21 protein-coding genes and 2 pseudogenes are annotated in these 26,272 nt (G+C 65.7%); 3 read left to right on the top strand and 20 right to left on the bottom strand.

Annotation, left to right across the window (positions count from 1 at the left end; genetic code table 11):
- The first annotated feature begins 131 nt into the window (after positions 1–131).
- Positions 132–818 carry a helix-turn-helix domain-containing protein gene (locus A5711_RS09730; RefSeq protein WP_197500997.1) on the top strand — a complete coding sequence of 229 codons (687 nt, stop codon included), beginning with the start codon at positions 132–134 and terminating at the stop codon, positions 816–818.
- A 28-nt stretch (positions 819–846) separates the two neighbouring features.
- Here A5711_RS09730 and A5711_RS09725 read toward each other — a convergent pair whose 3' ends face one another.
- The 9 genes and pseudogenes from A5711_RS09725 to A5711_RS26220 form a co-directional block, all read right to left on the bottom strand.
- Positions 847–2,472 (bottom strand): GMC family oxidoreductase, encoded by a 1,626-nt coding sequence (locus tag A5711_RS09725; RefSeq protein ID WP_082953385.1) that lies wholly within the window; start codon positions 2,470–2,472, stop codon positions 847–849.
- Between the two features lie 378 nt (positions 2,473–2,850).
- Entirely contained in the window at positions 2,851–3,624 is a 774-nt protein-coding gene (locus A5711_RS09720; protein ID WP_082974029.1) for an SDR family NAD(P)-dependent oxidoreductase, read from the bottom strand.
- 28 nt (positions 3,625–3,652) lie between these two features.
- A complete protein-coding gene (locus A5711_RS09715) occupies positions 3,653–4,666 on the bottom strand; it encodes an LLM class flavin-dependent oxidoreductase (protein ID WP_067945866.1) in 1,014 nt (337 codons plus the stop codon).
- Positions 4,663–5,286, bottom strand: coding sequence for a DsbA family protein (locus tag A5711_RS09710; RefSeq protein ID WP_067945864.1), 624 nt, complete (start codon positions 5,284–5,286; stop codon positions 4,663–4,665). Before A5711_RS09710 ends, A5711_RS09715 begins: the two co-directional genes overlap by 4 nt.
- On the bottom strand, positions 5,286–6,095 hold the full coding sequence (locus A5711_RS09705; protein ID WP_231986970.1) for an alpha/beta hydrolase: 810 nt from the start codon (positions 6,093–6,095) through the stop codon (positions 5,286–5,288). The genes A5711_RS09710 and A5711_RS09705 overlap by 1 nt, the downstream gene beginning before the upstream one ends.
- Positions 6,096–6,250: 155 nt before the next feature.
- Positions 6,251–7,843 carry a UbiD family decarboxylase gene (locus A5711_RS09700; RefSeq protein WP_067945862.1) on the bottom strand — a complete coding sequence of 531 codons (1,593 nt, stop codon included), beginning with the start codon at positions 7,841–7,843 and terminating at the stop codon, positions 6,251–6,253.
- 35 nt (positions 7,844–7,878) lie between these two features.
- The gene (locus tag A5711_RS09695) at positions 7,879–8,508 is read right to left on the bottom strand and encodes a UbiX family flavin prenyltransferase (protein ID WP_082953387.1); all 630 of its coding nucleotides are present in this window, start codon (positions 8,506–8,508) and stop codon (positions 7,879–7,881) included.
- A 313-nt stretch (positions 8,509–8,821) separates the two neighbouring features.
- Positions 8,822–9,097: a hypothetical protein gene (locus A5711_RS26225; protein ID WP_082953388.1), complete on the bottom strand. Its 276-nt coding sequence runs from the start codon at positions 9,095–9,097 to the stop codon at positions 8,822–8,824.
- 148 nt (positions 9,098–9,245) lie between these two features.
- A pseudogene (locus A5711_RS26220) lies at positions 9,246–9,687 on the bottom strand (HD domain-containing protein); the annotation flags it as partial.
- 172 nt (positions 9,688–9,859) lie between these two features.
- On the opposite strand from A5711_RS26220, the gene A5711_RS09680 reads away from it, so the two are divergent.
- On the top strand, positions 9,860–10,804 hold the full coding sequence (locus A5711_RS09680) for a GlxA family transcriptional regulator (RefSeq protein WP_067945919.1): 945 nt from the start codon (positions 9,860–9,862) through the stop codon (positions 10,802–10,804).
- A 37-nt stretch (positions 10,805–10,841) separates the two neighbouring features.
- On the opposite strand, the gene A5711_RS09675 is transcribed toward A5711_RS09680, so the two are convergent.
- The 7 genes from A5711_RS09675 to A5711_RS09645 all read right to left on the bottom strand — a co-directional run bounded on the left by A5711_RS09675 (position 10,842) and on the right by A5711_RS09645 (position 20,706).
- Positions 10,842–11,747 carry an SDR family NAD(P)-dependent oxidoreductase gene (locus tag A5711_RS09675; protein WP_067945857.1) on the bottom strand — a complete coding sequence of 302 codons (906 nt, stop codon included), beginning with the start codon at positions 11,745–11,747 and terminating at the stop codon, positions 10,842–10,844.
- A 120-nt stretch (positions 11,748–11,867) separates the two neighbouring features.
- Complete coding sequence (locus A5711_RS09670; protein WP_197520769.1) at positions 11,868–14,600, bottom strand: LuxR family transcriptional regulator; 2,733 nt, start codon at positions 14,598–14,600, stop codon at positions 11,868–11,870.
- Positions 14,601–14,693: 93 nt separating this feature from the next.
- A complete protein-coding gene (locus A5711_RS09665; protein WP_197520768.1) occupies positions 14,694–17,405 on the bottom strand; it encodes an AAA family ATPase in 2,712 nt (903 codons plus the stop codon).
- A gap of 207 nt (positions 17,406–17,612) precedes the next feature.
- Positions 17,613–18,098 carry a cupin domain-containing protein gene (locus A5711_RS09660; protein ID WP_067945855.1) on the bottom strand — a complete coding sequence of 162 codons (486 nt, stop codon included), beginning with the start codon at positions 18,096–18,098 and terminating at the stop codon, positions 17,613–17,615.
- A 43-nt stretch (positions 18,099–18,141) separates the two neighbouring features.
- Positions 18,142–18,846: a nitroreductase family protein gene (locus A5711_RS09655; protein WP_067945853.1), complete on the bottom strand. Its 705-nt coding sequence runs from the start codon at positions 18,844–18,846 to the stop codon at positions 18,142–18,144.
- 17 nt (positions 18,847–18,863) lie between these two features.
- Positions 18,864–19,514 carry an HD domain-containing protein gene (locus A5711_RS09650; RefSeq protein WP_067945912.1) on the bottom strand — a complete coding sequence of 217 codons (651 nt, stop codon included), beginning with the start codon at positions 19,512–19,514 and terminating at the stop codon, positions 18,864–18,866.
- A 541-nt stretch (positions 19,515–20,055) separates the two neighbouring features.
- A complete protein-coding gene (locus tag A5711_RS09645; protein ID WP_067945910.1) occupies positions 20,056–20,706 on the bottom strand; it encodes an HD domain-containing protein in 651 nt (216 codons plus the stop codon).
- Positions 20,707–20,936: 230 nt separating this feature from the next.
- On the opposite strand from A5711_RS09645, the gene A5711_RS09640 reads away from it, so the two are divergent.
- Positions 20,937–21,851, top strand: coding sequence for a GlxA family transcriptional regulator (locus A5711_RS09640; protein ID WP_067945908.1), 915 nt, complete (start codon positions 20,937–20,939; stop codon positions 21,849–21,851).
- Between the two features lie 163 nt (positions 21,852–22,014).
- Here the strand turns inward: A5711_RS09640 and A5711_RS09635 are convergent, their stop codons facing one another.
- The 4 genes and pseudogenes from A5711_RS09635 to A5711_RS09620 all read right to left on the bottom strand — a co-directional run.
- On the bottom strand, positions 22,015–23,304 hold the full coding sequence (locus tag A5711_RS09635; RefSeq protein ID WP_197520767.1) for an FAD-dependent oxidoreductase: 1,290 nt from the start codon (positions 23,302–23,304) through the stop codon (positions 22,015–22,017).
- Between the two features lie 52 nt (positions 23,305–23,356).
- On the bottom strand, positions 23,357–25,102 hold the full coding sequence (locus A5711_RS09630) for a thiamine pyrophosphate-dependent enzyme (protein WP_082975694.1): 1,746 nt from the start codon (positions 25,100–25,102) through the stop codon (positions 23,357–23,359).
- Positions 25,103–25,130: 28 nt separating this feature from the next.
- Positions 25,131–25,832: a helix-turn-helix domain-containing protein gene (locus A5711_RS09625; RefSeq protein ID WP_197501050.1), complete on the bottom strand. Its 702-nt coding sequence runs from the start codon at positions 25,830–25,832 to the stop codon at positions 25,131–25,133.
- A 161-nt stretch (positions 25,833–25,993) separates the two neighbouring features.
- A pseudogene (locus tag A5711_RS09620) lies at positions 25,994–26,227 on the bottom strand (hypothetical protein); the annotation flags it as partial.
- Positions 26,228–26,272 lie beyond the last annotated feature (45 nt).

The raw sequence follows: 26,272 nt of genomic DNA, 5'->3' as shown, positions 1-26,272 counted from the left end.
GGAACGGCTCAGCGCAGCGCGATATACCGCTGTACGACAGCAACTCTGAAAGATCACGCGCAGCGTTTCGGCAGCGGGCCATGGCGTCTATCGGGTCCGCATTCGGATCGAGGATTAGCTATCATCGTCCAGTGGGATCGGAAAGTTTTGATGATTTCTCGGCCGATGGATTATTCAGATCGGTCGAACCGGGATCTGTGCCCACCAGTGCGGTGCACAGCGCCTTTGCGCTACTCCGAGCGCTCGGCCGGATTCAACAGCACCCGGTCGGGGTTACACGACTCGCCTCGGAGACGGGTATCCCCAAAACCACGGTGCACAGGCTACTTCAGCAGCTCGAACAAGAGAACGTCGTGCAGCGTGAGAACCGAAGGTGGACCTTCGCCGCGGGCCTGCATGAATTGGACCGCCGGCGCCACGACCTGGCCGCCGTGGCACAACCCCGGATGCGATTCATGTCGCTGGCCACTAAGGCGTCAATATTTCTGTACGACGCACCGGGGAACCGATTGAGAGCCATGTGCCGCGCGTATGGGTCGGGCGTTTCCGGCGTCTTGAGCCCCTCACAGCAGTCCTTGGGCGCCGAGAGCCCGGAATCCGCTGCCTCTCAAGCGCTTTACCGCGGGCACATGGCATCCGAGTACGGGACGGTACACCCAGAGTGCTCGTGCATTGCCACTCCGTTTGCGCTTCCCTCGGGAGAGCCCGGGATCGTCGCTTTGGCTCTTCCCATGCGAAAAGACCTCGAATCATTCAGGCGGCCGCTGGACCGCGTCGCCAAACTCATCCAGTCCGACATGCATCGCATGGTGTCCTGAGACAGCCGGCTCCCGCGGCGCCCCGGCGTCACAGGTGGTGCCTTTCTCGGATGCATTCCGCGGCCCGTTCACCGATAACGACGCAGGGGGCCATCGTGTTGCCAGACGTGACGCGCGGCATGACGGAAGCGTCTGCCACTCGCAGACTTTCCAAGCCGTGCACCCGAAGATCACTGTCCACCACCGAAAGTGGGTCTTCGCCTAATTTGGCTGTCCCAGAGGTGTGCCAGTAAGGAACCACCCCATCTCTGACGAAACTTCTAAGATCGTCACCTTTGAGGTTCCCTGGCAAGACTTCATTTTTGATAAATGGCCGAAGCGCGGACGAATTCCCTAGGTCCCGCAGGAACTCCACGCACGAGACCGCGAGCTCGAAATCATCGGGGTGCGACAGTGAGTTGAGGTGCACGCGGACTGGGTCTTCGGGCCCGGGGCCGCTCAAGCGGATGAATCCACGACTGCTGGGGTGGGTGAGCGAGCCGCACAGTGTCCAGCATGACGCCGGCAGTTCACCGAAGCGGGCGATATTCTCCGGGCTCGCCAACGGCACCGCCGCCTGACAGCAGAATAGATCCGGGGCGTCCAAATCGGGATCGCTCGTCCAGAACAGCTGTGCTTCGCCCTGGTTTGTCGATTCGAACGGTTGCGCAAACTCGTAATTGACCGGTAAGCATGCATGGTCCTGGAGGTTCTTGCCGACGCCGGGCAGGTGTTGGCGAACCTCGATGCCGAACTCGCGCATCTCAGCAGCATCCCCGATACCAGACTGCATCAACACCTTCGGCGTATTGATCGCTCCCAGCGAAAGCACAACTTCTCCGCGTGCCGCGACATGCTGCAGTTTTCCATCGCGGCGTACCTCGACACCGGTGACTCGGTTCCCTTCGATGGAAAGCCGGGTGACCGAGGTTTCGGTAAGGACGGTCAGATTCGGGTTACTCAAGATGGGATAGACATAGGAGCGGAAGATCGACTGGCGCCGGCCGTCAACAATGATGACATCGCATAGGGCCGCGCCGCGGTCGTATTCCATCATCCTGCCGTTGGGATGCGCGAAGGTGGGCAGACCCATTGCCCTGGCGGCCTCGAGCGTCGTCGGGCCGAGACCATCGGGGCTCGTGGCCGGTTGCACTCCGACAGGTCCCCCACTACCCCGATATCGGGGATCGGGGGCGCCCAACCAATCTTCGATACGCCGATAAATATCGACGACCGCGCTATAGCTCCAAGCAGGGTCCTTGGCCTCGGCGGCGAAGAAATCCCAGTCCGCCCGATGGCCGCGCGACCACGCCATCACGTTGATGCTCGATCCTCCACCGAGAACCTTGCCCATAGACATCGGCAGCGCGCGATTGTTGATGTGGGGATTGGGCTCGCTTCGATGTCCCCAGTCGCGTTCGGATCCCAAATTTGTCGGCCACAGGGCAGGCACCATCACGGAAGGAGTCGCGTCGTGAGTGCCGGCTTCGAGGAGAAGCACTGACATGTCCGGGTTTTCGGCGATCCTCCTGGCGACCACCGAGCCCGATGATCCAGACCCGCACACGATGAAGTCGTATTCGGGTGCCAGCGTCGAATGTGCCAGCCGCCGCACGTCTCCGTGCGCCACCGCTTCGGGATCATCAAATGCCCGGTGCCGCAATGATTTCGTCATTAATGACCACCTTTCGGAGAATTTGATTTCTGGGATGCCCGATCCACTGCAAACCGTTGTGGTTAGCCGATTCCAAGACGAGGTCGTTCAGGCCAACGACATAGCTATGAATACGCAAAAGGTCGCCGTGGATCCAATAGGTGTTCCGAAGGACGGAACAAGTGTCGAACGCCAACGGAAACGCATCACACCCGCGCTTCACACCGCGCAACGCGTTAGCGAACTCTCCGGCCAAGCTGGACATCTGTGCCGGGCAAGCCCTCGCGGCCCGCTATTCGGGCCGGCCGCTGTTGAGGATGACGTCGACGATGCTGCAGCGCGCGAGGTCGGATCTAAGGGGTTCGTGGCGTCGTTGAAAGCGCGGAGGATGTCAGCATCCTAGTGGTCTGTAACACTGGTAGATGGGCAAGGCATGTGTCCTTCCGACGCACCTGTCGAGGGAGTAACTTTGTCCTGCAAGCGGATTGGCCCCACAAACAACGTATTCAGTTCCATGCCACCGTCGATGGAAATGTCCTGCGCGGTGATGTACCCGGCGCGATCACTGACGAGGAAGGCGACCAGATCGGCGACCTCCTCGGGGCGCCCGAACCGGCCGCTCGGCAGTGCCGCACAGATACGTTCTTGGTCCGCCGCGGGGAGGGTCATCGCTTTGGGCGTGGCGATGACGCCCGGCAGAACTGAATTGGCGGTGATTCCAAGGGAACAGTTCTCCATCGCGATGGTGCGAATCATGCCGTGCAGTCCAGCTTTCGATGCGGCGTAGGCGACTTTGCCTAACGCCCCATTGCGTCCCGCGACGCTCGAAATCGCGACAATGCGACCAAAACCACGTTCTCGCATGCCCGAGAGACATGCTTGAATGACCCGAAAAGCGCCCGTCAGGTTTACGTCGATGTCTCGCGACCACTTTTCGGCCGACATCGAATGCGCGGGAGCGTAGGTGTCGACGACGCCCGCGACCGCCACGCAGATGTCGACGTCGCTGCCGAGCCAATCGGGTATCGGGTCAGCGGTCAGATCCAGCACGGCATCTGCTGGGCCGACGATGTCCGTCGTTCGTACCTCGATGCCGTCGGTTCGCAGCCGCTGGCAGATCGCCGACCCAATTCCCCCGTTTGCGCCTGTAACAACCGCGCGTCGATCGGTCATACCGCCTCCTACTGGCCAGTGCGATCAGCTACCCGACAGAGCTACCGTGGACGGCCACGATGAATCTGTCGAGTTCGCGTGGAATGTCGGGACCCGAGGGCTCGATGACGATCTCGGTGGCGCCGGCTTGGGCCATTGCGGCCACGGCCTTTCCGACAGTCTCGGCGGTTCCGCTCAGGGTGACCGAGGGGACCGAGGCGTAACCTCCGGCACGCCAACCGGCCAGGTCGGCGTCGTTCATCTCGACCATGGTGCCCTGGTGAATGTGCAGGTGGCGCAGGCGCTGAGGGACCTTCTCGATTACATCTAGCCAGGCGGTGCCTCCGGGCATCCCGCGCACTGCGTCGGCGCCCTTGGTGACATAGATGAAGTGATATGCCGCGGCCCACGGGGCGCCGACCACTGATCGGACGCGTTCGCCGGCCAAGTCCTCCCCTTCGTCGAGGACGGTACCCATGGTGGCTACCACCGCGCGAGTAAAGTCGCTCTGACCGGGCACGACGTCGAACATGGAGATCAGCCCGTCGGCGCCGAGCCGCTTGGCGACGCCGGCACCCTTGGGTCCGGTTGCCGCCACCAGCAACGGGATTCGCAGGGGCAGTGCGTCGGCTTGCGCCGAGGTCAGCATCAACTTGATGGCCGCGCCTTCCCAGTCGGTCGCCTCTCCGGCCAACAGCGCCTGGTAGGCACGGATATAGCACTCCATGTAGGACCATCGGATCGGCGGCTGGCCGATGGCCGCGCGGCTGGAGAACCCGGTGCCGAAAGAGGTCACAATCCGCCCCGCCGCCCGTCGATGCAGTGAGACGGTCGCGGCGGCGTTGACCAACGGGTGACGCTGCGTCGGAATCAATACCGCGGGACCCAGCTCGATCGTCGTGGTCCGCTCCGCCGCACGGTGCAGGCCGAGCCAGACGTCATCGCCTCCGAACGGGGTGTCGTAGAGATAGGCCCGGCGATAGCCCAGTTTCTCCGCCGCGACAATGTGCTCAGCCGACTCGAATGACGGTGGCAGCGCGACACTTACATCGATCGCGGTCATTGGTTGCTCCTCTCCAATCGCGCTCGCTGAGCCAACGCATCGTGGGCAATGCGCTCAAATTCCGACATGGGCACTAGCCCGGCTACCAACCTGCCGCCGAGCAGCCACGCGGGTGTGCCGCAGACGCCGCACTGCTGCCCGGTCCGTTCCAACAAATCGACAGCGGCGTAGGCAGTGCCGTCGGCGAGCGCGGTGTGCAGTGCGCCCGGGTCCACGCCGGCCTTTACCGCGTGTCGGTCGATGACCTGTTGATCCTCGATGTCTTCACCGAGAGCGAAGTGCGCCTGGTACAACCCCCGCTGGAGTTCGTCGAAGGCGGCCGGCTGATTGCGGCGAACCCATTCGGCGGCGGCTAAAGCACTCCTGCTGTTGGGGATTCGATCCGGCCAGTTCAGCACCAGTCCCTCCGCTGCCGCCTCCCGCTCGAGCATCTCGGACCTCGGCCCACGACGGGGACCGATAACGAGACCGCCGGCCGGGATGTCGGGATGCGCCTGGAATGGCAGTGAGATGACCTCGAGGCCGGCCTCCACCAGGAGGGCGGACCTCGACTGCCCGATGTAGCAGAACGGGCATATGAAGTCGTACCAGTGCAGTACCGTCCTCGGCGCGTCACTCATCAGTTCCTCACTGGCGGAGACGCTTTCAAAGATCCCCGCAGCACGTCGATCGCTTGTGTGATCGCTGCGGTCGCCGCAGCGGTTTCGCGCAGGGAGTTCAGCATCATGAAGTCATGAATCGTGGCGTTGTAGCGGACGCTGGTGCAATGCACCCCGGCGGCGGTCAGCTTGCGGGCATAGGCCTCTCCTTCGTCGCGCAGGACGTCGCATTCGTCCACGACGACGAACGCCTCAGGCAGTCCGGCGAGTTCGCCGACGCCGGCCCTGAGCGGTGAGGCGAGGACGTCGTCGCGCCGATCCAGATCGGGCAGATACGCATCCCAGAACCAGGCCATGGCCTTGGCAGTCAGGTGCGGACCTTCGGCGAAATCACGGTAACTCGGGGTGTTTTGCGAGGCGTCGGTCACCGGGTAGTACAACGACTGGTGAACGAAGGTGACGTCGCCGCGGCGGCGGGCCAGCAAGGCCAACGCGGCGGCCAAATTGCCGCCGGCCGAGTCACCGGCGACCGCCACGCGGGTGCCGTCGACACCGGCACTGGAGCCGTTTCGCTGGATCCAGCGCGCGGCCGCGTAGGCCTGCTCGAGCGCGACCGGATAGCGGGCCTCCGGTGCGCGATCATATTCGACGAACACAACGGCGGCGTGCACGCCCACACAAAGCTCACGCACCAGGCGGTCATGGGTCGCGGCGCTGCCGAGCACCCATCCGCCACCGTGCAGGTATAGCACGGCAGGTAAAAGGCCTTTCGCCCCAACCGGTTTGACGAGGCGGACGCGCACCTGGGCGCCACCGGCCCCGACGGTCATCCATGCACTGTCGACGTCGGGCTTGGCGGCCGGAGTCGACTGGATATCCTCCAGCCCGTCGCGCGCTTCGGTTGGCGTCAGTTCGTAGACCGGTGGCGCGTGGGCCGCCGTTGCGGCGAATTCGGCGGCGGCCGGCTCGAGGGCGGAATCTGATATCACACTTCCGGCATCCGTTTGCTCAGTTTCTGCAGCGTCAGCATTTCGCGCCCACCATCGTCGAGGTAGGGGATGCCAATCCCGTATTCCTCCCAGCGGCTTGCGATTTTGGACTCGAGCTCGGGTGTGAGCCTGTCGGTCGGCGGGAAGCGACGCCCACCCCACTCCGGGCGCGGGTCGACCTCCCAGCTTCGGGTGGCGTCGATAAGTACCCGGGTCCATTGGCCGGCGCCGTATTTGTTGGTGTCATTTAACGCCGGTGGTGTCGACGGGTCGAGCGATGAGCCCAGACCCGGGCCGAAGAATGCGATATCACCGAGGCCGGCGTTGACCCGGTATGACATGGCCCAGTCCAGCGCGACCGGGTCGTGGAGGTCGATGTCCTCCTCTACGACCATGACGTTCTTGTGAAACCACACCGATCCGCCTGTCCCCCACAGCGCCGAGGCGATCTGCTGCGCGTGGCCCCGGTAACGCTTCTGGATCTGCACCAGAGTGTTTTGGCCGTTTGTCACCTCAGTCATCCACAGGTCGGTGATGCCGCCGATCCCGAGGTCGTCGAGCACGTTCCAGGTGATCGCCGACCGCGCGAAGTTGACGATGCTGTCTTCGTTGAAGCATCCCGGCCGGATCCCTTCCAGGGTGCCGCGCAGCACCGGATCGTTGCGGTGGGTGATCCGGGTGACCCGCAGCACCGGCGCCGGTGCCGCGCCACCAATGAAGCCGGGGTACTCGGCGAAGGGACCCTCGACGACGAAGGTCGAGGGGTCGGGATCGATGAAGCCCTCGACGACGATTTCCGCGGTCGCCGGGACGTGCAACGGCACCGTTTCGCAGGCCACCAGGTCAACCGGGCGCCCGAGCAGGGCACCCATCATGTCCCATTCGCAGATGTTCTTCGGAAACGGGCTCCCGGCGCAGAACCCCAGCACGTCGTGCCACCCGTACACGACGGCGACCGGCATCGGCTCCGGCTTGTACTCCTCCATGTGGCCGCCCCAACCCTGACTGGGCACCAGGAGCTTGGCGATCTTGTCACGGTCGACGATCTGGCCCCGGTAGCAACCGATGTTGTCGCGCCCCGTCACCTTGTCCTCGGTGACCACACCGCAGAACGTGTCGATGTAGCGACCACCGTCCTCGCCGTGCCACTTGGGGACCGGAAGCTCCCACAAATTGATGTCGTCGCCCTCGAGGATGTTCTCCTTGACCGGGCCGGTATCGACCACGCGCGGCGGAATCGGTTTCTTGAACGCCTCCCGGAGGTGACGCACGATCGCCGAGTCACTGGTGCCTTCGGGCAGCCCCAGCATCAGCTGCACCTGACGCCGGCTGCCCAGTGCCGACGTCAAAAGCTTTGTGCACCGAGTGTTCTCATGGCCAATGATGTTCTCGAACAGCAGTGCCGGGCCGCCGAGGGCAAGGTTGGCGCGGGTGATCGCCCCGATCTCCTCATCCCAGTCGACGGGGGCCGTGATGCGGCGTAGCTGGCCCGCGGCTTCGAGGGTGGCCAACCAGCTGCGCTGATCTGGCCCCGATTCTTGGGCGCTGGAAACGTTGATGGTTTCAGGAAGGCTTGTCGTCGTGGTCATTTCGTTCTCCTCACAGGGTTTTGGAGGCTGTTCTTCTATCGGCCGTTTGTGACGAGCCAGTCATCGGATTCCGCGAGGTTTCCGTGCCCATTCACCCCAACCGGCGGTGGATCTTCCTTCCAGCGTTTGATCAGGCAGTGCTCGATCCCCAGTTGATCGATGACCCGCCCGACCACCTGGTTCGTCACCTCGTCGACCGAGGTGGGCTTGGTGTAATAGGCCACCATCGGCGGGAAGATCACGGCACCGGCGCGCGCCAGGTAATGCATGTTCTCCAGGTGGATCTCGCTCAAGGGAGCCTCCCGCGCGACCAGGACCAGCCTGCGCCGCTCCTTGAGCGTCACGTCGGCGGCACGAGTGATCAGGTTGTCGCTGGAGCCAATCCGGATGGCGCTCAACGTCTTCATGCTGCACGGGCACACCACCATGCCATCGGTGCGGAACGACCCGCTGGAAATGCCCGCGGCAAGATCACGGGCGCTGTACACGTGTGAGGCCAGTGCCCGCACCTCGTCGACGCCGGTGTTCGTCTCCATCTTGATCGTCGCCCGTGCCCAGTCGCTGAGAATCAGGTGTGTCTCGACCCCCAGCTGCCCAAGTACTTCCAGCAGACGGATGCCCAGGGCGGCACCCGTCGCTCCGGTCATAGCGACCACTAAGCGCATCGCCGTCCTCCTCTCAGCCGGTCGCCCGGATCTGCTCGAATGCGCACCGAAGCGACGATTCGGCTGCTCATCGCGTGTCCTTCCACCAGTCATTGACCAGCTTGCGGCGCATCGAGCCGACATCGCATCCGCCGGTGGCTAGCCATGGCAGGTAATTTGGGTGCAGCGGTGAGCTGTCGACGAACCATGCCGAGAACCCGAACTATCGATGCGACTATCCGGAGTCGCGGCAGCTCGAACGTGATCGTCATGCCGATAACAGCGCACACGACCAGCAGTGGTGCCTGCTCTCCGCCGCGGTCGGCATCCGCGGTCATAGCTCCTGCTGCCTTCGATTTGTCGGATGCGGGGCCGGACTCATGTGGCCGTTGTTGGCCGCCTCCACCATCAGGTCGGTCAGAGCCTGGAGCATCGACAGCAAAGGCGTGTGGTCGGCGGGCAAGCGACGCGTCTGGGTCGCCCTCGCCGCGATGACATCCTGGTCGGCGACCGCCCTGTCCTTCTCGCAGACGATGTACGTGGATGGCACGGCATGCCAGGCCGCGGCGGTCAGTACCTCGGTGACCGCGAAGCTGCTGAACGGCCTCATCCGGGCGATTGCGCGATCCGCATCTTCCGCCGGCAGATTAGTGAACAAAATCTCGTGGGTGTTGTGAGTCGTCGTGGTGTCGCCCTCAACGTTCCACCAGCGGACGGCGCCGCTCAGTTGTATCAAGGGCTCGCCGATGTCGAGCTGAAAGCACGTCCGCATTGACGGTGCCGAAGGTGGTGTGCGGGCGATGCGTCATGCCGTCGTTGAAGGCTGCCAAGATCCGTGCGTGGATCGGCGGCGGTGACGGCAAGGGCTTCGGGAGGGAGGTCTTCGCGGCAGATGCCCAGGACGTCGGGCTCGACACCTGCTGTGAACACGGCGATTTCGGGTTCGAGGAACTCGGGGATCCCCGGAGTGGTGTGCAGGGCGATGCTCAGCCACACCTTTTCGGTGTCGGCTTTGTCAACGCCGCGTCGCACCAGGAAGTCTCGCGCCGCGTCGGCGCCGTTCACTTCGAAGCGAAGGGTCGAGGTGCGGCCGGGCTGGGTAAGGCCCACATCGTGAAACATCGCGCCGGCGTACAGAAGCTCCAGGTCTGGCCGCGGTCCGCGGCGGTGGCCCTGCAGTGCACCGAACAGGACGGCCATGATCTTTTCTCGTCTCCTTGAGCGATCCTTCTGGCCAGTTTCCGGGTTCCTCGGCCACCCCGGCGCTGGAATTCGCGCCGTCCTTCCCACAGAATGCGACACGGTTGGCTTGAACTTGACGCCGCCGACGCGACACGATGAGCGGGTGGTCGGCATCAGCGCAATACCCCGCGTGGTGGTGATCGTCGTCTTCGACGGCGTAAAGCTGTTGGACGCGGCAGGGCCCGCGGAGGTCTTCGTCGAAGCCAACCGGTTCGGCGCGAACTATTCGCTGGAGATCGCGTCGGTGGATGGGAACGACGTCACCACTTCGATAGGGACGCGGTTCGCCGTCACCCGGAGCATTTCGTCCATCGAGTCCGCCGATACGGTCCTGGTCGCCGGCGGAGACAATCTGGTCGGGCGGCCGATCGATCTCGCGCTCGTCGAGGCACTCAAAACGGTGCCGGCCCGGACGCGACGGCTGGCATCCGTATGCACGGGTTCGTTCATCCTGGCGCAGGCGGGGCTGCTCAGCGGCCGTCGCGCCACGACGCATTGGCGGCATACCGGACGCTTGGCCCGAGCCTTTCCCGATGTCGGGGTCGAACCGGATGCGATCTTTGTCCGCGACGGCGACGTGTTTACCTCCGCGGGCGTGTCGTCGGGCATTGACCTCGCGTTAGCGTTGGTCGAACTCGATTACGGCCCGGAGTTGGTCCGTGAAGTCGCGCGCGCGTTGGTGGTATACCTCAAACGCGCTGGCGGACAGTCGCAGTTTTCGGTCATGATCGAGGCCGATCCGCCGCCGGATTCTCCCCTGCGAGCGGTCACCGACGCAATCAACGCCGACCCCGGGGCCGACCACAGCGTGAAAAGGCTTGCGGCCCGGGCATCTCTGAGCACACGTCAACTGACCCGACTGTTTCAGTCGGACCTCGGATTGACGCCGGCGCGCTACGTCGAGTTGGTGCGAATCGACTTCGCACGCACGGCACTCGAAGCCGGTCGCACCATCGCCGAAGCCGCAGATCTGGCAGGGTTTGGCAGTACGGAGACATTGAGACGGGTGTTTCTCAATCATCTGGGCATCACCCCCAAGGCCTACCGAGACAGATTCCGCACGGCCTGCGCCTGAAAACTCCTCTGCTGCAAGGTGATCAAGGACGCACTCGTTACCTACCCCAACCGGCCGGTTTCAGCAGGTCCGACAATCCGACGCGATGCAACATCTCGGCCCTGAGCCGGTCGAGCACGGCGAAGCCGACATCGGCACCATCGTTGGCCGGGTCGATGTGGACTCGAAACGGACGCTTCCCAAATGCGGTGTCGACCACGTTGACCACTGCGTCGGCAACCGTGGACACGCCGGCTTCGTGCGCCCCGATCACGGCGAGGGCCTCCTGGACCCGGGTTCCTAAACCCGCGTAGGGTCCGGCCTCGTACTGGCCCACAATCACGCGGTCTGCGGGTGAGCCGGCATCGGTGAAGTGATTGGTCCCGCTCGTGAATGCGCCGGGAACGATGATGGAGGTCTCTATGCCCCATCGGGTTAACTCACATGCATAGGCCACCGCGAGCGAGTCCATCGCGGCCTTCGCCGCGAAATATGGCGCCAGATACGGTGGCATGCCCCCCGCGGAACTGCTGCTGGACACCCATACCAGAAGACCCTGGCGCTGTCGTCGCATGTGCGGCAGCACCGCGCGGTTGACTCGCTGTGTCCCCACAACGTTTACGTCATAGAGTTCGGCCAGCTGTTCCGGCGTAAAGGCCTCGGCCGGCCCGAATGCCATGTGTCCCGCGTTGTGTACCACCACGTCGATACGGCCGTTGGCGACGAAAATCCTTTCGATCGCTGCGTCCACCGAAGGCTGCGACTGCACGTCCATTTCCACGGTCCGCAGCTCAACCCCGTTGTCCTTCGCGAAGCAGCCGATCGCTTCGATCTGGGATGCATTGCGGCCGTTGATGTCTTGCATCGACGCATAGACCGTGTGGCCCGCCAGCGCCAACGCCTCGGAGCCCAGCCGACCGAAGCCACTCGCTGCGCCGGTCACCACGATCACGTCCTGACCCATCGAAGCAGCTCCCGTCCCGCTGGTCTTGTGCGTCTTGTGCGTCAATGAGATCCTGGCGCCAACGGGCCGGCAATCGCATCCGCCGGTGGCTAGTCGATGGATGAACGGCCCACTTCTCCGCTAGGTCAAGGCATTGTCGAGCTGGCTTCGGGAGGTGATGCCGAGCTTGGCGAAGACCTTGCGCAGGTGGTACTGGACCGTTTTGGCGCTGATAAACAGCCGGGCTCCGATCTCGGGGTTAGACAGCCCTTCGCGGGCCAGACGGGCTATCTGGGTCTCTTGGGCGGTCAGTTCAACGGTGCTCGTGATGGCTGTGCGCTTGCGGGTGGTTGCACCGATGGCTTCCAGTTCGCGCCGCGCCCGCTCCGCGAACCCCGCCATACCCATGGTCTCCAGCATGTGGTGAGCGGTGTGCAGCTGCTCGCGCGCCTCGACGCGTCGGCGTTCCCGGGCGAGCCATTCGCCGTAGATCAGGTGCGCTCGGGCGAGCTCGGTGCGGACACGGCTTTTCCCGAAGTGCGTGATCGCCGCCCGGTAGAGGCGCTCGGCGTTCTCCCCCTCCGCCATCAGTGCGCGCGAGCGCTTTTCCACCCCGAGCGCCCAGTCGGTGCCACTGGCGGCGGTCATCTCGGCCAGCCAACGAATAGCGACGGTCGCGGTCTCGGTCATCCCGCCACGTACGGCCGCCTCCACGAGCTCCGCCGCGGCCCAGTTCGCAATGCCTGGGTATCGCACATCGGGGTACTCCTGATGGTAGAGAGCCAGCTGGGCAGCGGCCATCGCCTCCGGGTAATCGCCAAAGCCGTTGTGCAACACTGCCCTTGTCCACTCGGCGCAGGCCACCCCGATGCCTTCGCCTCGCTTGGACACCTCCATGTTGGTGGCCTCGATCAGGGCGGACGCCTGCGCTTTCCTGCCGCGCATCGCCGCGAGGCGCATCGCGGTGTAGGGCGCGAGATTGCTCCCCGTCGCCTCCGTGACCGTGGATTGCTCGTCGATCAACGTGCTCGCGGCGGTCAGGTCACCGACCCACAACAGCATCATGGCCCTCGTGCTCAGGGCGAGCGGCAGCTCGTTCAGGGCGCCGACCTTGCGCGCGAGCTGGAGGTAGCGGACCGATAGTGCGTCCCAGCGCGCGTCATCCCACAGGTGCAGGGCCGCTAGGTTGATGAGCCACATCCAGCGCAGTTCCTCGTCCGCCGACATGCCGGCGCCGAACGCCGTCAGCGCGTCCCGCAGGCCGGGCACCGCTGCGGCGTACCCCTCGACGAAGTTGACCGCCAGGCCGTCGAGAAGGACGTCGGGCGCGCGGTGGCCGCGCGGTGGTTGCGGGGCCGCGGCTGCGGCTCGAGCCACTTCGAGAACCCCGCCGCCGCGGCTGGCCAGGCGGCCGGCGAACGCCGCGGCGTTGATGGCGTCGAGGTAGGTCTCCCGGGCGAGGCCGGCCTCGATCGGCTCGAATCGCCTGGCGGCCATCAGCAGCAGGCGTGGAGCGTCGCCGCCCCGGCTCGTGGCGAACGCGACTTGAGCCCGCAGAAGGTCGACGCGCGCCCGTTGCAGATCGTCGAGCGGCCCAGCTTTCGCCATCGCCAGCAGGGCCGCCGCCGCATCGAAGGCGCCCGCCTGCACCTTGGTGTGTGCCGCGGCGAGCGCCCGCCCGGCCCGCAGCCCCGGATCGAGCGTCAACCGCGCGGCGCGTTCGAGGAACGCCGCCGCCGCGGCAAGCCCACCCCGCGCCCGTACCTGGTCGGCGCAGTGCTCCAGCTCCTCGGCGATCTCCTCGTCCGGGCCGGGAGCGGCCTCGGCGAGGTGCCAAACCCGGCGGTCGCGATCGAGTGTTGGATGGGTAACTGCCGCGAGTGCGCCGTGGACCACTCGGCGCTCGGCCGGCGACGCCGACCAGTAGGTCGCTGAGCGAGCCAAGGGGTGCCGGAAACGCACCTGGGTGCCGATCTCGGCCAGACCCGCGTCGGCGGCCTCGGCCGCGGCCGAGGCCGCGACGCCAAGCCGCTCCGCGGCACTCCAGACCAGTGCCGGGTCGCCGGTGGGATCGGCCGCTGCGAGCAGAAGCAGGAGTTGGGCGTCGGCGGGCAATGCGGCGTGGCGACGGCGGAAGCTCTCCTCGACGGCACCGGCAAGGGGCGCCGCTGCCGGCAGCCCGAAACCCCCGGCCAGTTCTGCCGAGGTCATGCGGCGAGGCAGCTCCATCAAGGCCAGCGGGTTGCCGCGCGTCTCAGCGACGATTTGATCGCGCACCCGCCCGTCCAACGACCCCGGCAATGCCGAGTCCAGGAGCGCACGCGCGTCTCCTTTCGGCAGACCGCTGACGACCAGCTCCGGCAGGCCGGCCAATTCCACCCCGGGCACTCGGGTCGCGAAGACAACGCCAACCGCTTCCGCGCCGAGGCGGCGGGCGACGAACGCAAAGATCTGCGACGAGGCGCGGTCCAGCCACTGCTGATCGTCGATCAGGCACAGCAGCGGCTGTTCCTCGGCCACGTCCGACAGCAAGCTCAGGACGGACAGGCCGAGAAGGAACTGGTCCGGCGCCGACCCGGTGCTCATGCCGAATGCGGTCTCCAGGGCTTCTCGCTGCGGCGCTGGTAGGCGCGCCAGTCGATCGAGCATGGGCGCGCAGAGCTGGTGCAACCCGGCGAACGCCAGCTCCATCTCCGACTGAATCCCGGCGGCGTGCACAACCTTGCAGCCCGACGCCTGCCCGGCCAGGTACTCCAAGAGCGCCGTTTTGCCGACACCCGCCTCACCATGCACCACCAGGGCCCGGCTCTCACCGTCGCACACCGCGGCCACCAGTCGACCGAGAGCACCACACTCGGCGTGGCGACCTATCAGCCTCAACTCCGTGCCCTCGCACCGCGACACAGAACCAACGCTATCCGAGCCTCCAGCCCACTGCACACAGCGCGGTTACCCGTCGACGGCGAATCAAAGGACGCGATCGAGCTGGCTGCGTGAACTGATGTCCAGCTTCGTAAACACTTGCCGCAGGTGGTGTTGAACGGTCCGAGCGCTGATGAATAGCCGCGCGCCGATCTCGGGGTTCGACAGCCCGTCGCGGGCCAACCGCGCGATCTGGGCTTCCTGCGCTGTCAGCTGTTCTCCATTGGCGGAAGCTGTCGCGCGTTTGCGCGCGGTCTCCCCCGTGGCCTGCAGCTCGCGGCCGGCCCGCTCGGCGAAAGCCTCCATTCCCATGGCGTCGAGCATGCCGTGCGCGATTCGCAGCTGCGCCCGAGCATCGGTGCGACGGCGCTCGCGACGCAACCATTCGCCGTACAGCAGATGAGCGCGGGCAAGTTCCGCACGAATGCGGGTGCGCCCGAGCCGCGCGATCGCGTCTAGGTACTGGCGCTCGGCCTCGGCACCATCGGAAAGCAGCGCGCGCGAACGTGCTTGGACACCCAGCGCCCAATCGGTTCCGCAGGCATCCGTCATCTCCGTAAGGCGAGCAAGGGCGTCGGTCGCGATGTCGGCCCTGCCGCAGCGCATCGCTGCCTCGACGAGCTCGACCAGGCACCACGGCGATGCGCCCAGGTCCGCTGGATGTTTGACCGCGCATTGCGCTGCGGCCATCGCCACCTTGTAGTTTCCAATTCCATTGTTGAGCACCGCTTCCGCGCGCTCGCCTACGGCTAACCCGATACCTTCACCGCGGCGTGTAACGTCTTTCGTCGTCGATTCGACGAGCGCAGACACCTCGGCCCGGTCGCCGCGAAATGCGGCCTGCAGCAGGGCGCCGTAAGGCGCGAGCCCGGCGCCGGTCGCCTCGGTCACCACCCGCACTTCCTGCACAAGCGCCTCCGCGGCCGTCAGTTCCCCGGCGAATTGAAGCAATATCGCTCGCATGCTCAAAGCGAGCGGCAGTTCCGTCAACACGCCGGTGGTGCGGGCGACCGCGACGTGCCTCTCCGAGAGCAGCTCCCAGCTCTTGTCATCCCAGAGGTCCAGCGCGGCGATGCTCGCCAGCCAAAAAATGCGCAGCGCCTCGCCCGACGACGCGAGGGCGGCACTGACCGCGCGGCGCAAGATCGGCACCGCCACCGCGTACCGGTCGGTGAAGCGTGCGACGTAGCCGTCGAGCAGCAAGTCGGACGGTCGCGGCATCGGCGGCCGCGGCGATGCCGCGGCGGCGCGGGCCACGTCCACGACCCCGCAATCGGCCGCCAACCGACCGGAGAACATCGCCGCCGACGTTGCTTCCAGATACGTTGCGCGCGAAAGCGCTAAGTTGATTCGTTCGAGCTGTTTGGCGGCCTTCAGCAGCAGCGACGGCGCATCACTGCCGCGGTTGGTGACGAAGGCCAACTGAGCGCGGACCAGGTCGACGCGTGCACGCTGGAAGTCGTTCAAGGGCCCGGCCTCGGCCCGAGCAATCAAGTCCAGCGCAGCGTCGAATGCCCCGGCTTCGACCTTGGCCGCCGCGGCGTCGAGCGCCCGCTGTGCTCGCTGGGCCGGGTCGACGGTTAAAACCGTGGCGCGCTCAAGAAAGGCCGCCGCGGCGGCCACGCCACCACGCGCGCGCGCGCGATCGGCGGAACGAAGCAGCTCGGCCGCTACGTGCTCGTCCGGCTTGGCCGTGGCGTGAGCCAGATGCCAGGCGCATCGGTCTGGATCCGACCCCGGATCCGTGACACCGGCGAGGGCCCGGTGGACCCGTTGTCGTCGCAACAGCGACGCCGAGTGGTAAGCCGCCGAACGGGCTAGCGGGTGCCGGAACCACAGCCGCGCGCCGAGCTCCACCAGGCCGGCATCGACCGCGGGCGTTGCGGCGTCGGTGCCGATCCCCAGCTGTGCCGCGGCCGGCCAAATCAACGCCGGATCACCGGTCGGCTCCGCGGCCACAACAAGCAACAGCTCGCGGGTCGGATCTGGCATGGCACTGATGCGCCGACGAAAGCTTTCCTCGACGGTTCCGGAAAGCCTTGCGGCCCTGGGCAGTCCGAATCCGCCCGCCAGTTCCTGGTTACTCAGTCCGCGCGGCAGCTCCACCAATGCCAGTGGATTGCCGTGCGTCTCGGCGACGATCTGATCGCGCACCTTCGCATCCAACGGCCCGGTCAGCACCGTGTCCAAAAGCGCACGGGCCTCAGGATCCGCCAGACCACCCACCGCGAGGTGTGGCAACCCGGCGAGATCACGGCTCGGAACTCGCGCGGCAAAGACCAATCCGACGGATTCCGCGAGCAGACGCCGAGCCACGAACGAAAGCACCTGAGCGGACGCACGGTCAAGCCACTGCTCGTCATCGACCAGGCAGACCAACGGCCGCTCGTCCGCCGCCTCGGAGAGCATGCTCAAAAATGCCAATCCGACCAGAAACCGGTCCGGTGGCGGTCCGGCGATAATGCCGAACGCCGTCTGCAGCGCCTCACGCTGCGGCCCGGGAAGGCGCTCGAGGTGGTCGAGCAGCGGCCCGCACAGTTGATGCAGCGCAGCGAAGGCCAGTTCCATCTCGGACTGGACACCGGCCGCACGTATCACACTGCAGCGTGAAGCCTTCGCCTCCAAGTAGTCCAGTAGCGCGGACTTTCCAACGCCCGCTTCGCCGTAGATCAGCAGCGCGCGGCTCTCCCCGGCGGATATCGCCTGGACAAGCTGGTCGAGAACCGCCGTTTCGGCTTGCCGGCCGATAAGCTCCACGACTCCGCTTACCCCGCGACCTCAATCGGGATAGGCACGATCCGACGCTATACCACTGCATCGCTGGCCGGTAAACCGTATCTGGTGCGAAGACTCCGCCTTCCTACGGTAGTGGAAGCGGTTTCCCGAACCGGCCTGGTGACCCACCTCCCGGACCTGTTATACCGATTTCCACTTGCGCAGCCACGCCCCTTGTTTCGCGCCCCGTCACCCCGAGAACGGGGGCACGGTGATGCCGACCGCAGCGTTTTCGTCCGGCGTCGCCAACCGGTAGCCGTAACGCGCCGCAACCTCGACGAAGCGCGCCACCTCCCGGGTGGTCGGTGGCGCGGAGCCCACGGGCCGCCCGACCTCACGAAAAAACCGGCCCATGCGCGCTGTCGTGATGATCAAGTCGACGGCGGGTTCGCGCGAGACGTTGCGGTGCGCGTGCGGGACGTCGCCCGGCACCCGAACGTACTCTCCGGCCTGAGCATCGCGCCATTGAAGGCCGCCGCCGACCTCGACAAGTACCTGGTGGCTGCCCGCCAGGATGTAGAAATCCTCGAAGTCGTTGTGACTGTGGAGCGGGACCACCACCCCGGGCGGGATGACCGCGCGCATGACGCACAACTGATCTTCGTCCGGTGGGGTCATGAATTCCACGACGGGTCCGAAGACTTCCAACGCGTCCGCACTGTTAGCTGATGTCACGCTGTCCTCTCGCTCCCGGCGGCGGAATGGTTCCGCCGCACCACTATCCGACCGCGGCCAATCCGGTCCGCGGGACCTCTTGAGGCGACCACAGCGGTTGCGGCACCTCGACACCGAATGGCGCGTCCCATCGGTTCCGGGACGAAACCTCGTGCACGGGGCGGCGATTGGCTGCCACGCCCCACTTTCCCCGCGGGTAGCCGAGCGTCAGCATGGCCGACATCTTCCAGCCTTCCTCGACGGGCACGCCCAGCAACTCGTTGACCTTGTCCCGGAAGTTGTTGAGCACCATCGTCATGACGCCGCCGACGCCCTCGGCACGGGCGGCCAGCAACACACTCCAGATCGCCGGGTAGATGTTGGCGCCGCCCAGGTCGTCGATGGCGAAGACGAAAAGCAACAGGGGAACCTCTTCGAAATGGTCGGCCAGGTAATCCCCCGAGCCCTTGATTCGGCGCATCGTCTCGGCGTGCGCGGCCGGGTCAGCGCCGGGCCCCGGCACTACCATCGGTCCCTGCCCCGTGCGGAACTTCTCGTATTCGAGGGCGCGGGCCTGGCGGAACAGCTGGGCGAACTCGCGAATCAGGTCCGGATCGTCAACGGCCACAAAGTGCCAGCGTTGCGTGTTGCCGCCGTTGGGCGCGCGAACGGCCGCGTCGAGGATGCGCGCCTGCACGTCCAGCGGAACCGGGTCCGGCCGCAACCGCCGCATCATCCTGGTGGTGTACAGCGCCTCGTGGATCTCCATTTGTCTGCTCCTTTCGGCTATTCGGGCCAGCTGCTGCCGAGAATGAAGTCGACCATGTTCCCCCGCTTGAACGTGGGATCGAAGTGCGCCAGCACGTCGTCGTTCATCGTGCCGAAGGTGGTGTCCGGACGATGCTTCATCCCGTCGTTGAAAGCCGCAAGGATGCGGTTCTTGAAGTCGGGACGTGGGTGGGCGGCGATCACCGCGTCGGTGGCGTCCGGGGCCAGGTCGTCGCGGCCCACGCCGACCACGTCGGTCTTGACACCGGCTGCAAGCAAGGCGGTTTCGGGGCAAAGACGTGCGGGAACTTCGGGCGTCGAGTGCAGGGCGATGCCGAGCCACACCTTGTCGGCGTCGGACTTTTCCACGCCGCGCTCGAGCAGGAAATCGCGCGCAGCGTCGGCGCCGTCCATCTCGAAGCGCTGGCTCGAGGAGCCGTAGCGCGCCGTGAGGCCGAGGTCGTGGAACATCGCGCCCACGTACAGCAGTTCCGGGTCCGGAACCAGGCCGAGGCGGCGCCCATGCAGCGCGCCGAACAGGAACACGCGCCGGGAATGGTGGAAGAGCACGTCGTCTTCGGCGCCGCGAATGAAGTCGGTTGCGTCCCGGACGACTGCCGTGTCGGGGATGACGATGCCGGCAATGGTTTCGATGGACTGGATTGCCATGATCGCTCCTCCTTCGCTGGCTGCCTCCATCTTGCGACGCGGCACAAACATTCACCGGTGCCGTTCCGGCCGTCTTTCCCACAGAATCTGACGTCGGCGGCGTATCAGGCGGCCGGTCAAGCGGCGAGGATTGCCTTAGCCACCTCGTCGGGGCAGGTGAGCAATCCGTTGTGCGTCCCGGCAACCACGATGGGCCGGACCCCGCCTGATAACCCCAGGGGTTATCACCGTCAGTCATTCAGGGCAGCATCAACGTGATCACCCGGTGACCGCCGCGCGAAGCCGCTCGACGACCGGCCGCCACGACCAGGCTCCGTGCCAGGCACCGGGAATCAGCACGTAAGTCGACATGTGTTCTCAACGCGTCCTTAGGCGCCGTGATCGTGTCGGGTGGCGCTCACGCTCGTGGCCAGATCGCAGGCGTCGTTCTCGCTTCGTTGCATGGTGTCCTTATCTCGTTGATTACAACCGCTTTCGCGGATCCGCAGCATCGTCGACGGGCGGAACAGTTCGCGACATCACCCACCGAGCCGGGCGGCGCCTATTCGGGCCATGAGTTGTCGAGGATGATCTCCACGAAGTTGTCACGCCGGAACGCCGGGTCGAAGTGTTGCAGCACATCCGCATTCACCGTGCCGAACGTGGTGTGCGGGCGGTGCTTCATGCCGTCGTTGAAGGCGGCCAGGATGCGCCGCTTGAAGTCCGGCCGCCGATGGGCGGCCGTCACGGCGGCGATTGCATCGGGAGACAGGTCCTCGCGGCCGATGCCCAGCACGTCGGTTTCGACACCCGCTGTGACCAAGGCGATTTCGGGTTCGAGGAATTCGGGGATGCCGGGCGTGGTGTGCAGCGCGATGCCCAGCCACACCTTGTCGGCGTCGGCCTGGTCGACCCCGCGTTCCAACAGGAAATCACGCGCCGCGTTGGCGCTGTCCACCTCGAAGCGCAGAGTGGAGGTGCGGTAGCGATCGGTGAGTCCCAAATCGTGAAACATCGCCCCGGCGTATAGCAATTCGAGGTCCGGCTGCAGTCCCCGGCGCCGGCCCTGCAGCACACCGAACAGGAATACCCGGCGGGAATGGTCGAAGAGCAGATCGTCTTCGGCGTCGCGTATGTAGTCGGTGACCTCGCGCACCAGCTTGGTGTCCGGGACGACGATGTCGGCGATGGCTTCGATCGGCTGGGTGACCACGATCAACCTCCTGAGTTGGGCGATACTGGCTGTTAGTCTCCGGGCGTCCGGCTGTGAGCACCTGGGGCTTTTGAGCCGTCTTCACCACAGAACGCGACGCGATCGTCAATCGCTAGCCGGTCACCGCGGGCCGGTGCGACATCTTTCCCACAGATTGCGACAATGGGACCGTGGCTGAAGCCGGTGTGCGGTCGCGGGTTGTGGTCATCGTCGTCTTCGACGACGTGACGATGCTGGACGTCGCGGGAGCGGGGGAGGTATTCGCCGAAGCCAACCGATTCGGTGCCGACTATCACATAAAGATCGCATCGGTGGACGGCCGCGACGTCACGACCTCGATCGGCGCCCGGTTGGGCGTCACGGACGCGCTTTCGTCGATCGAGTCGGCCGACATCATCATGGTCGCCGGCAGCGACAACCTGCCGCGGCGGGCGATCGATCCCGCGCTTGTCGACGCGGTCAAGTCGGCCGCGGAGCGGACCCGACGACTGGCCTCGATTTGCACGGGCTCGTTCATCCTGGCGCAGGCCGGCCTGCTCAACGGCCGGCGCGCCACCACGCATTGGCATGAAGCCCGGTTGTTCGCCCGCGCTTTTCCCGACGTCGCCGTCGAGCCGGACGCGCTTTTCGTCCGCGACGGCGACGTGTTCACCTCGGCCGGGGTGTCGTCGGGCATCGACCTGGCGCTGGCGCTCGTCGAGATGGATCACGGCACCGAGCTGGTCCGCGAAGTGGCCCGATGGTTGGTTGTCTATCTCAAGCGGGCGGGCGGCCAGTCGCAATTCTCGGTGCTGGTCGAGGCCGAACCCCCGCCCCAGTCCCCGCTGCGCAAGGTCACCGAAGCGATCTCGGCCGACCCGGCGGCCAATCACAGCGTGAAAACGCTTGCCGCCCAGGCGTCCTTGAGTACGCGGCAGCTTACCCGGCTTTTCCAGTCCGAATTCGGCACCACGCCGGCCCGCTACGTCGAGATGGTGCGCATCGACGCCGCGCGTGCCGCGCTCGACGCCGGGCGCAGCGTCGCCGACACGGCGCGCCTTGCCGGGTTCGGTAGCACCGAAAGCCTCCGCCGGGTATTCGTCGACCAGCTCGGCGTCTCGCCGAAGGCGTACCGGGACAGATTCCGGACCGCGTCCCGCTGCTGAATGACGGGGAAATACTGATCCGTCATGCACATTGATGTGATGGCGGTCCCGCAGCCGCTGGACAGGGCGGTGACTTGGCCCGCGCAGCACCTCCATCGCGGCGGCCACCGCATGGGAGCTTCAAGAAGCGACCGGCGGGAACTTCCGGCTCGGTCTCGGCGGACTATCGGCGATGTATGGCATTTGATCTCTTGCCCTCGCTTACGCCGGGAAGTGGAATGGCGGTGAAAACGCCATCGGGGTCGTAGTGTTTCTTGGCGGCGACGAGTCGAATGGCGTTCTCGCCGTAAGCATTTGCGATCTGCTCATGGTCGCCGGGCACGAGCAGGTTGGCGTAGCCGCCGGGAAGCGCGTGTGGGGCAAGTGCGGCCGAGGCCGCGTCGGCCCAGGCGCGATGACGGACGCTGTCCCCGCCCTCCCAGCCGGCGATGATCTCGACGACGAAATGTGGGCGGCGGTTGGCGAACGCGGTCTGGTCCGGGGCGACGAGGGTCGACGCGCCATGACAGTGATGGATGGAGATGCCGCTGCGCGGCGGGGTCAGTGTCCGGCCGATCTCGAGGAGCGCGTCGATGACCTCTGGTGTGTAGCCCGCGATCGTGCGAGTGTTGATCGCCCAGCACTGTCCACGGACATCCCATGCGTCGAATAGGCTCAGCCATTCGCGGTACGTCATGGGCGCGACCTGACCGCTCAGCGGCGTTCCGAGTTTAGTGAGCGCATCGACGGCGGCTTGGCCTGAAAGAAGATCGCCGCTCCAGGCCGGGGCTAGAAAAACGGCCGGATTTCCGTCCGGGCCCGACATCAGTCCACTCAGCACGGTCCACTCATCCGGTGCCGTCGACAACACCTCATCCAGCCCACGCCACACCGTCGCGCCCTGCGACCACGGAAACAGGATCATTCCGCCGATCAACCGGTCGAGCGGATGCAATTGCACCCGCATGGAAGTGACCACGCCGAAGTTGCCGCCACCACCGCGCAGCGCCCAGAAAAGCTCCGGCTCATGAGTCGCGTCGGCCTTCACGATCCGACCATCCGCCAGCACAACCTCGGCGCCGAGCAGGTTGTCTGATGCAAGGCCGAACCGCCCGTTGAGCGGCCCGTAGCCCCCGCCGAGTGTCAGGCCGGTGATGCCAACGCCGCCGCAGTTGCCGGTAGCGGCGACCAGCCCGTACGGCGCGACCGCGTCGATCAGGTCGGCGGCGATGACACCCCCACCCACTGTTGCGACCCGGGCCCCGCTATCGACGGTGACACTTCGCATCCCGGACATGTCGATCACCAGACCGCCGTCGCATACAGCGCGACCCGCCCAGTCGTGGCCGCCGCCGAGCACCGACAGCCGCATCCCTCGGTCACGCGCCACACGGATGGTTTGCTGTACGTCGCCCGGTGACTCGGCCCGCACGATCAAAGCCGGACGATGTTGCACCGCCCCGTTCCAGATCAACGGCACACCGTCGGCGGCCGCGCCTATCGCATCGGTCGTACTCATTTGGCTCCTACGGTTGGACGATGACGTCGAGCAAGAACGTCTGTCCGGACGCGACGGCTTCGAGGGCGCGCTTCACCGCCCCGGCCAGCTCGTCGGGTTTCTGCACGCGTTCACCCGTGCCGCCGTAGGCTTCGGCCTGCTTCACGTAGTCGGGCATTGGCTCAATGACGTTGCCGACGAAGTTCGCTTCGCGGACCGCGGCGCTATCGGGGTAGTACTTGAGGAGATTCCGGGTCTGGGATGCGTACTGCCGGTTGTTGCACAGCACGATGAACAGCGGGGCGCCGTGTTCCTCTGCGAATCCGAGGGCAGCCGGAACGGGATTGTAGTGCCACGCCCCGTCGCCGACGATGCAGACGACCGGCTGACCGGGGCGCGCCAGTTTGACGCCGAGCGCGGTGCCCAGCCCGGTGCCCAGCGCCCCGGCCCATCCGCGATACTGCTGGAAAGGCTTGCGGGCGTATAGGAACTGAATCATCTGCGGCACTTGAGACGTGATCTCATCGACACAGATCGCGTCCTCGGGCAGCGCATCGTGCAACGCGCCGAACAAGCTGGCTGCTGGCACGAAATCGGTTGCCTGCGAGGCCAATTGGCGGGCCTCTTCGATGCCGTGGGCGCGGATGCTCTGCGTAAAGCCGGCCCACCGCTCGCCGGCCTCGGCCCGTGCAGCCGACCGCGTTCGCAGATTGGACGCGAGGCCAGCCAGGTTGAGCGAGAGGTCGCCCGCGACCGCCTCGGTGGTGGGGTATCCCCAGTAGGCGGCTCGCGGGCGCAGCGGGTCTTGCTCGAGGTGGATGACGGCGCATCCTGGGCGTAACACCGCATTTGGCGGGTGCCATAGTCCGTTGCAGCCGGCCAGGAGTACGGCGTCGGCTTCGCCCAACACCGCTTCCACCGGCCCCGCCCCGTACAGCGGATGCGACCGCGGGAAGTTGTGATAGGCGGGATTCCAGAATTCGAATACGGGCGCCGACACTGCCTCGGCAATTTCTTTTAGGGCGTTGCGGTCAGCGTCGGTGCGCCCGCCGTGTTCGGTGATGATGACGGGATTGGTGGCGCCCACGAGAATTTCGGCCACTCGGTCGATATGTTCTGGTGTCGCGACAATCGGTGCCGGGGAAACCCAGGCGGGGACTTCAGGGTGACCGTCGGCCATCAACAACTGAAATGGAACCTCGAGCAACGTTGGTCCCGTTGGGACGGACTCGGCGATGAAGCAGGCGCGCCGGAGTTCATGAACCAGATCCGAAGGCGTGCGTGCGCGCTTCGCCCACTTGACGACGACTTCGCCATGGCGGGCCGGGCCAGCATGGTCAGTGAGCAGTGAGGGCCATTCGGCACCAGGATCCCCGTCGGGGTCATCGCCATAGCTCAGCGTGTCGGGCGACAGCACCGTCATCGGTGTGCGCTCCTGCAGCGCGGTGCTCAGCGCCATCGACGCGTTTTGAACTCCCAGTGATGTCGGCAAGAAGACGATCTGGCTTCGGCCGGTGGCCTTGTAGTAGCCCGATGCCAGGCTTACCGCAAGCAACTCATGACGACATCGGAAGTAGCGCAGCGTCATGTCATCGGCCCGCCGGGCAAGCGCTTCCCACACCGGTGCCATCACGGCGATGGGAGAGGCGAAAATGCAGTCCACGCCCTGAGATTGCAGCTGCGCCAGTAATACTTCCGCGCCGTTCTTGGCCGCATCTCCCGTCACACTTGTGACGTTAAGAAGCGACGGGGGCCACGGCCAGCCCGTGCCCACTCAGTGGGTTTTCCCGCCGGTCACCCTTTCACGGCGTGCGAAGGAGGCTGACGATGCGGGTCCCGGTCGCCCTGGTGGCAGCCAGCAGTCCGAGCGGAGGGCGCCGTTGGGCGATGACAGTCGACACGGCTGCCGCCGCATTGCCGCCGAGAGGAATCGCTACGGCAACACAGCTGAGATTCGCGTGTACGCCGCCGGCATCCACTATTGGTGCGGCACGGCCTAATTCGGCATAGGCGCGCGCCGCCGCGGTGCCCGACGGTACCTTGGCTCCGGGTTCGGCTGTGAATCCCACCGGTACGCGGGCGTCCACCGCGTCCAGGAACACCGGTTCCCCGCCGATCACCGCAGACAACTGAACCGCAGCCCCCGTGGCGGTCGCGAGTTCGGCGATCGGTCGCCGGGCGACCACGCGCAATTGCCGCTCCGGGCTCACCCGCGAACCCAACCCCAACAAGCTCGCGCCGAGTCGGTAGCGGGTACCGTCACGCCTGACCGCCCCGACGGCGATCAACTGCTGCAGCAGTCGACGGACCGTCTCCCGCGGGATCCCGCTCGCATTCGCCAACTCAAGCAGCCGCACCGGTTCCAACGCACCCACGTGTTCCAGCAGTTCAAATGCGCTCTCGATGACGCCGCGACCGTCGTGGCGAAACGAGCCGCCCGTCGCGCCCGCATGCCTACCCCCGGCCATAGGCTCGGTCATCCGATCCGTTTCGGACTGGCCCACCATCGACTCCTTTAGCCTGCCGTTGCCGGCAACGAGATCACGCCCCGTAATAGCAACGCACGAACACGTCCGATCTATGCCGAGTGCCGAGAAACCAATATCTGTTTGTCTGGCCAGGTAGTCAGTTAACGCAGGGCGGCTCAGCAGACCACGAAGGCAAGCTATTTGGTGTTGTTGTACTTGGTGATCGCGTCGTCCAGCCGCTGCAGGGCGGCGCCGTAACCGGCGAAATCGCCCTTCTTCTGAGCGTCCTTGGCCGCGCCCAGCGCCGTCTGGATCTCTTGCAGCGCAGCGGCTTTGGCCGGAGACAGCGTCACCGACCCGTCCGCGACCGGCGGAACCGCCGCGGGCGGCGGCGACCCCGGTGGACCGGCCGGAGGGGGCGGCGTGACGGGCATTCAGCCGACCGATGCGGGGAACAACCCGCAGGCGGCCCCGCC

The sequence above is a fragment of the Mycobacterium sp. E2238 genome (assembly GCF_001672665.1).
Classification (GTDB): Bacteria; Actinomycetota; Actinomycetes; order Mycobacteriales; family Mycobacteriaceae; genus Mycobacterium.
The sequence above is the reverse complement of the archived record's forward strand: the minus strand, read 5'-3'. Positions and strand labels throughout refer to the sequence as shown.

What these genes read in the sequence shown, in the direction of transcription:
- A5711_RS09710 (WP_067945864.1), bottom strand. Translation starts at nt 5,286, where the DNA reads ATGAGTGACGCGCCGAGGACGGTACTGCACTGGTACGACTTCATATGC.
- A5711_RS09695 (WP_082953387.1), bottom strand. Translation starts at nt 8,508, where the DNA reads ATGCGCTTAGTGGTCGCTATGACCGGAGCGACGGGTGCCGCCCTGGGC.
- A5711_RS09655 (WP_067945853.1), bottom strand. Translation starts at nt 18,846, where the DNA reads ATGGAGATCCACGAGGCGCTGTACACCACCAGGATGATGCGGCGGTTG.
- A5711_RS09640 (WP_067945908.1), top strand. Translation starts at nt 20,937, where the DNA reads ATGCTGGACGTCGCGGGAGCGGGGGAGGTATTCGCCGAAGCCAACCGA.
- A5711_RS09700 (WP_067945862.1), bottom strand. Translation starts at nt 7,843, where the DNA reads ATGACCACGACGACAAGCCTTCCTGAAACCATCAACGTTTCCAGCGCC.
- A5711_RS09720 (WP_082974029.1), bottom strand. Translation starts at nt 3,624, where the DNA reads ATGACCGATCGACGCGCGGTTGTTACAGGCGCAAACGGGGGAATTGGG.
- A5711_RS09650 (WP_067945912.1), bottom strand. Translation starts at nt 19,514, where the DNA reads ATGGCAATCCAGTCCATCGAAACCATTGCCGGCATCGTCATCCCCGAC.
- A5711_RS09715 (WP_067945866.1), bottom strand. Translation starts at nt 4,666, where the DNA reads ATGACCGCGATCGATGTAAGTGTCGCGCTGCCACCGTCATTCGAGTCG.
- A5711_RS26225 (WP_082953388.1), bottom strand. Translation starts at nt 9,097, where the DNA reads ATGAGGCCGTTCAGCAGCTTCGCGGTCACCGAGGTACTGACCGCCGCG.
- A5711_RS09705 (WP_231986970.1), bottom strand. Translation starts at nt 6,095, where the DNA reads ATGACCGTCGGGGCCGGTGGCGCCCAGGTGCGCGTCCGCCTCGTCAAA.
- A5711_RS09725 (WP_082953385.1), bottom strand. Translation starts at nt 2,472, where the DNA reads ATGACGAAATCATTGCGGCACCGGGCATTTGATGATCCCGAAGCGGTG.
- A5711_RS09675 (WP_067945857.1), bottom strand. Translation starts at nt 11,747, where the DNA reads ATGGGTCAGGACGTGATCGTGGTGACCGGCGCAGCGAGTGGCTTCGGT.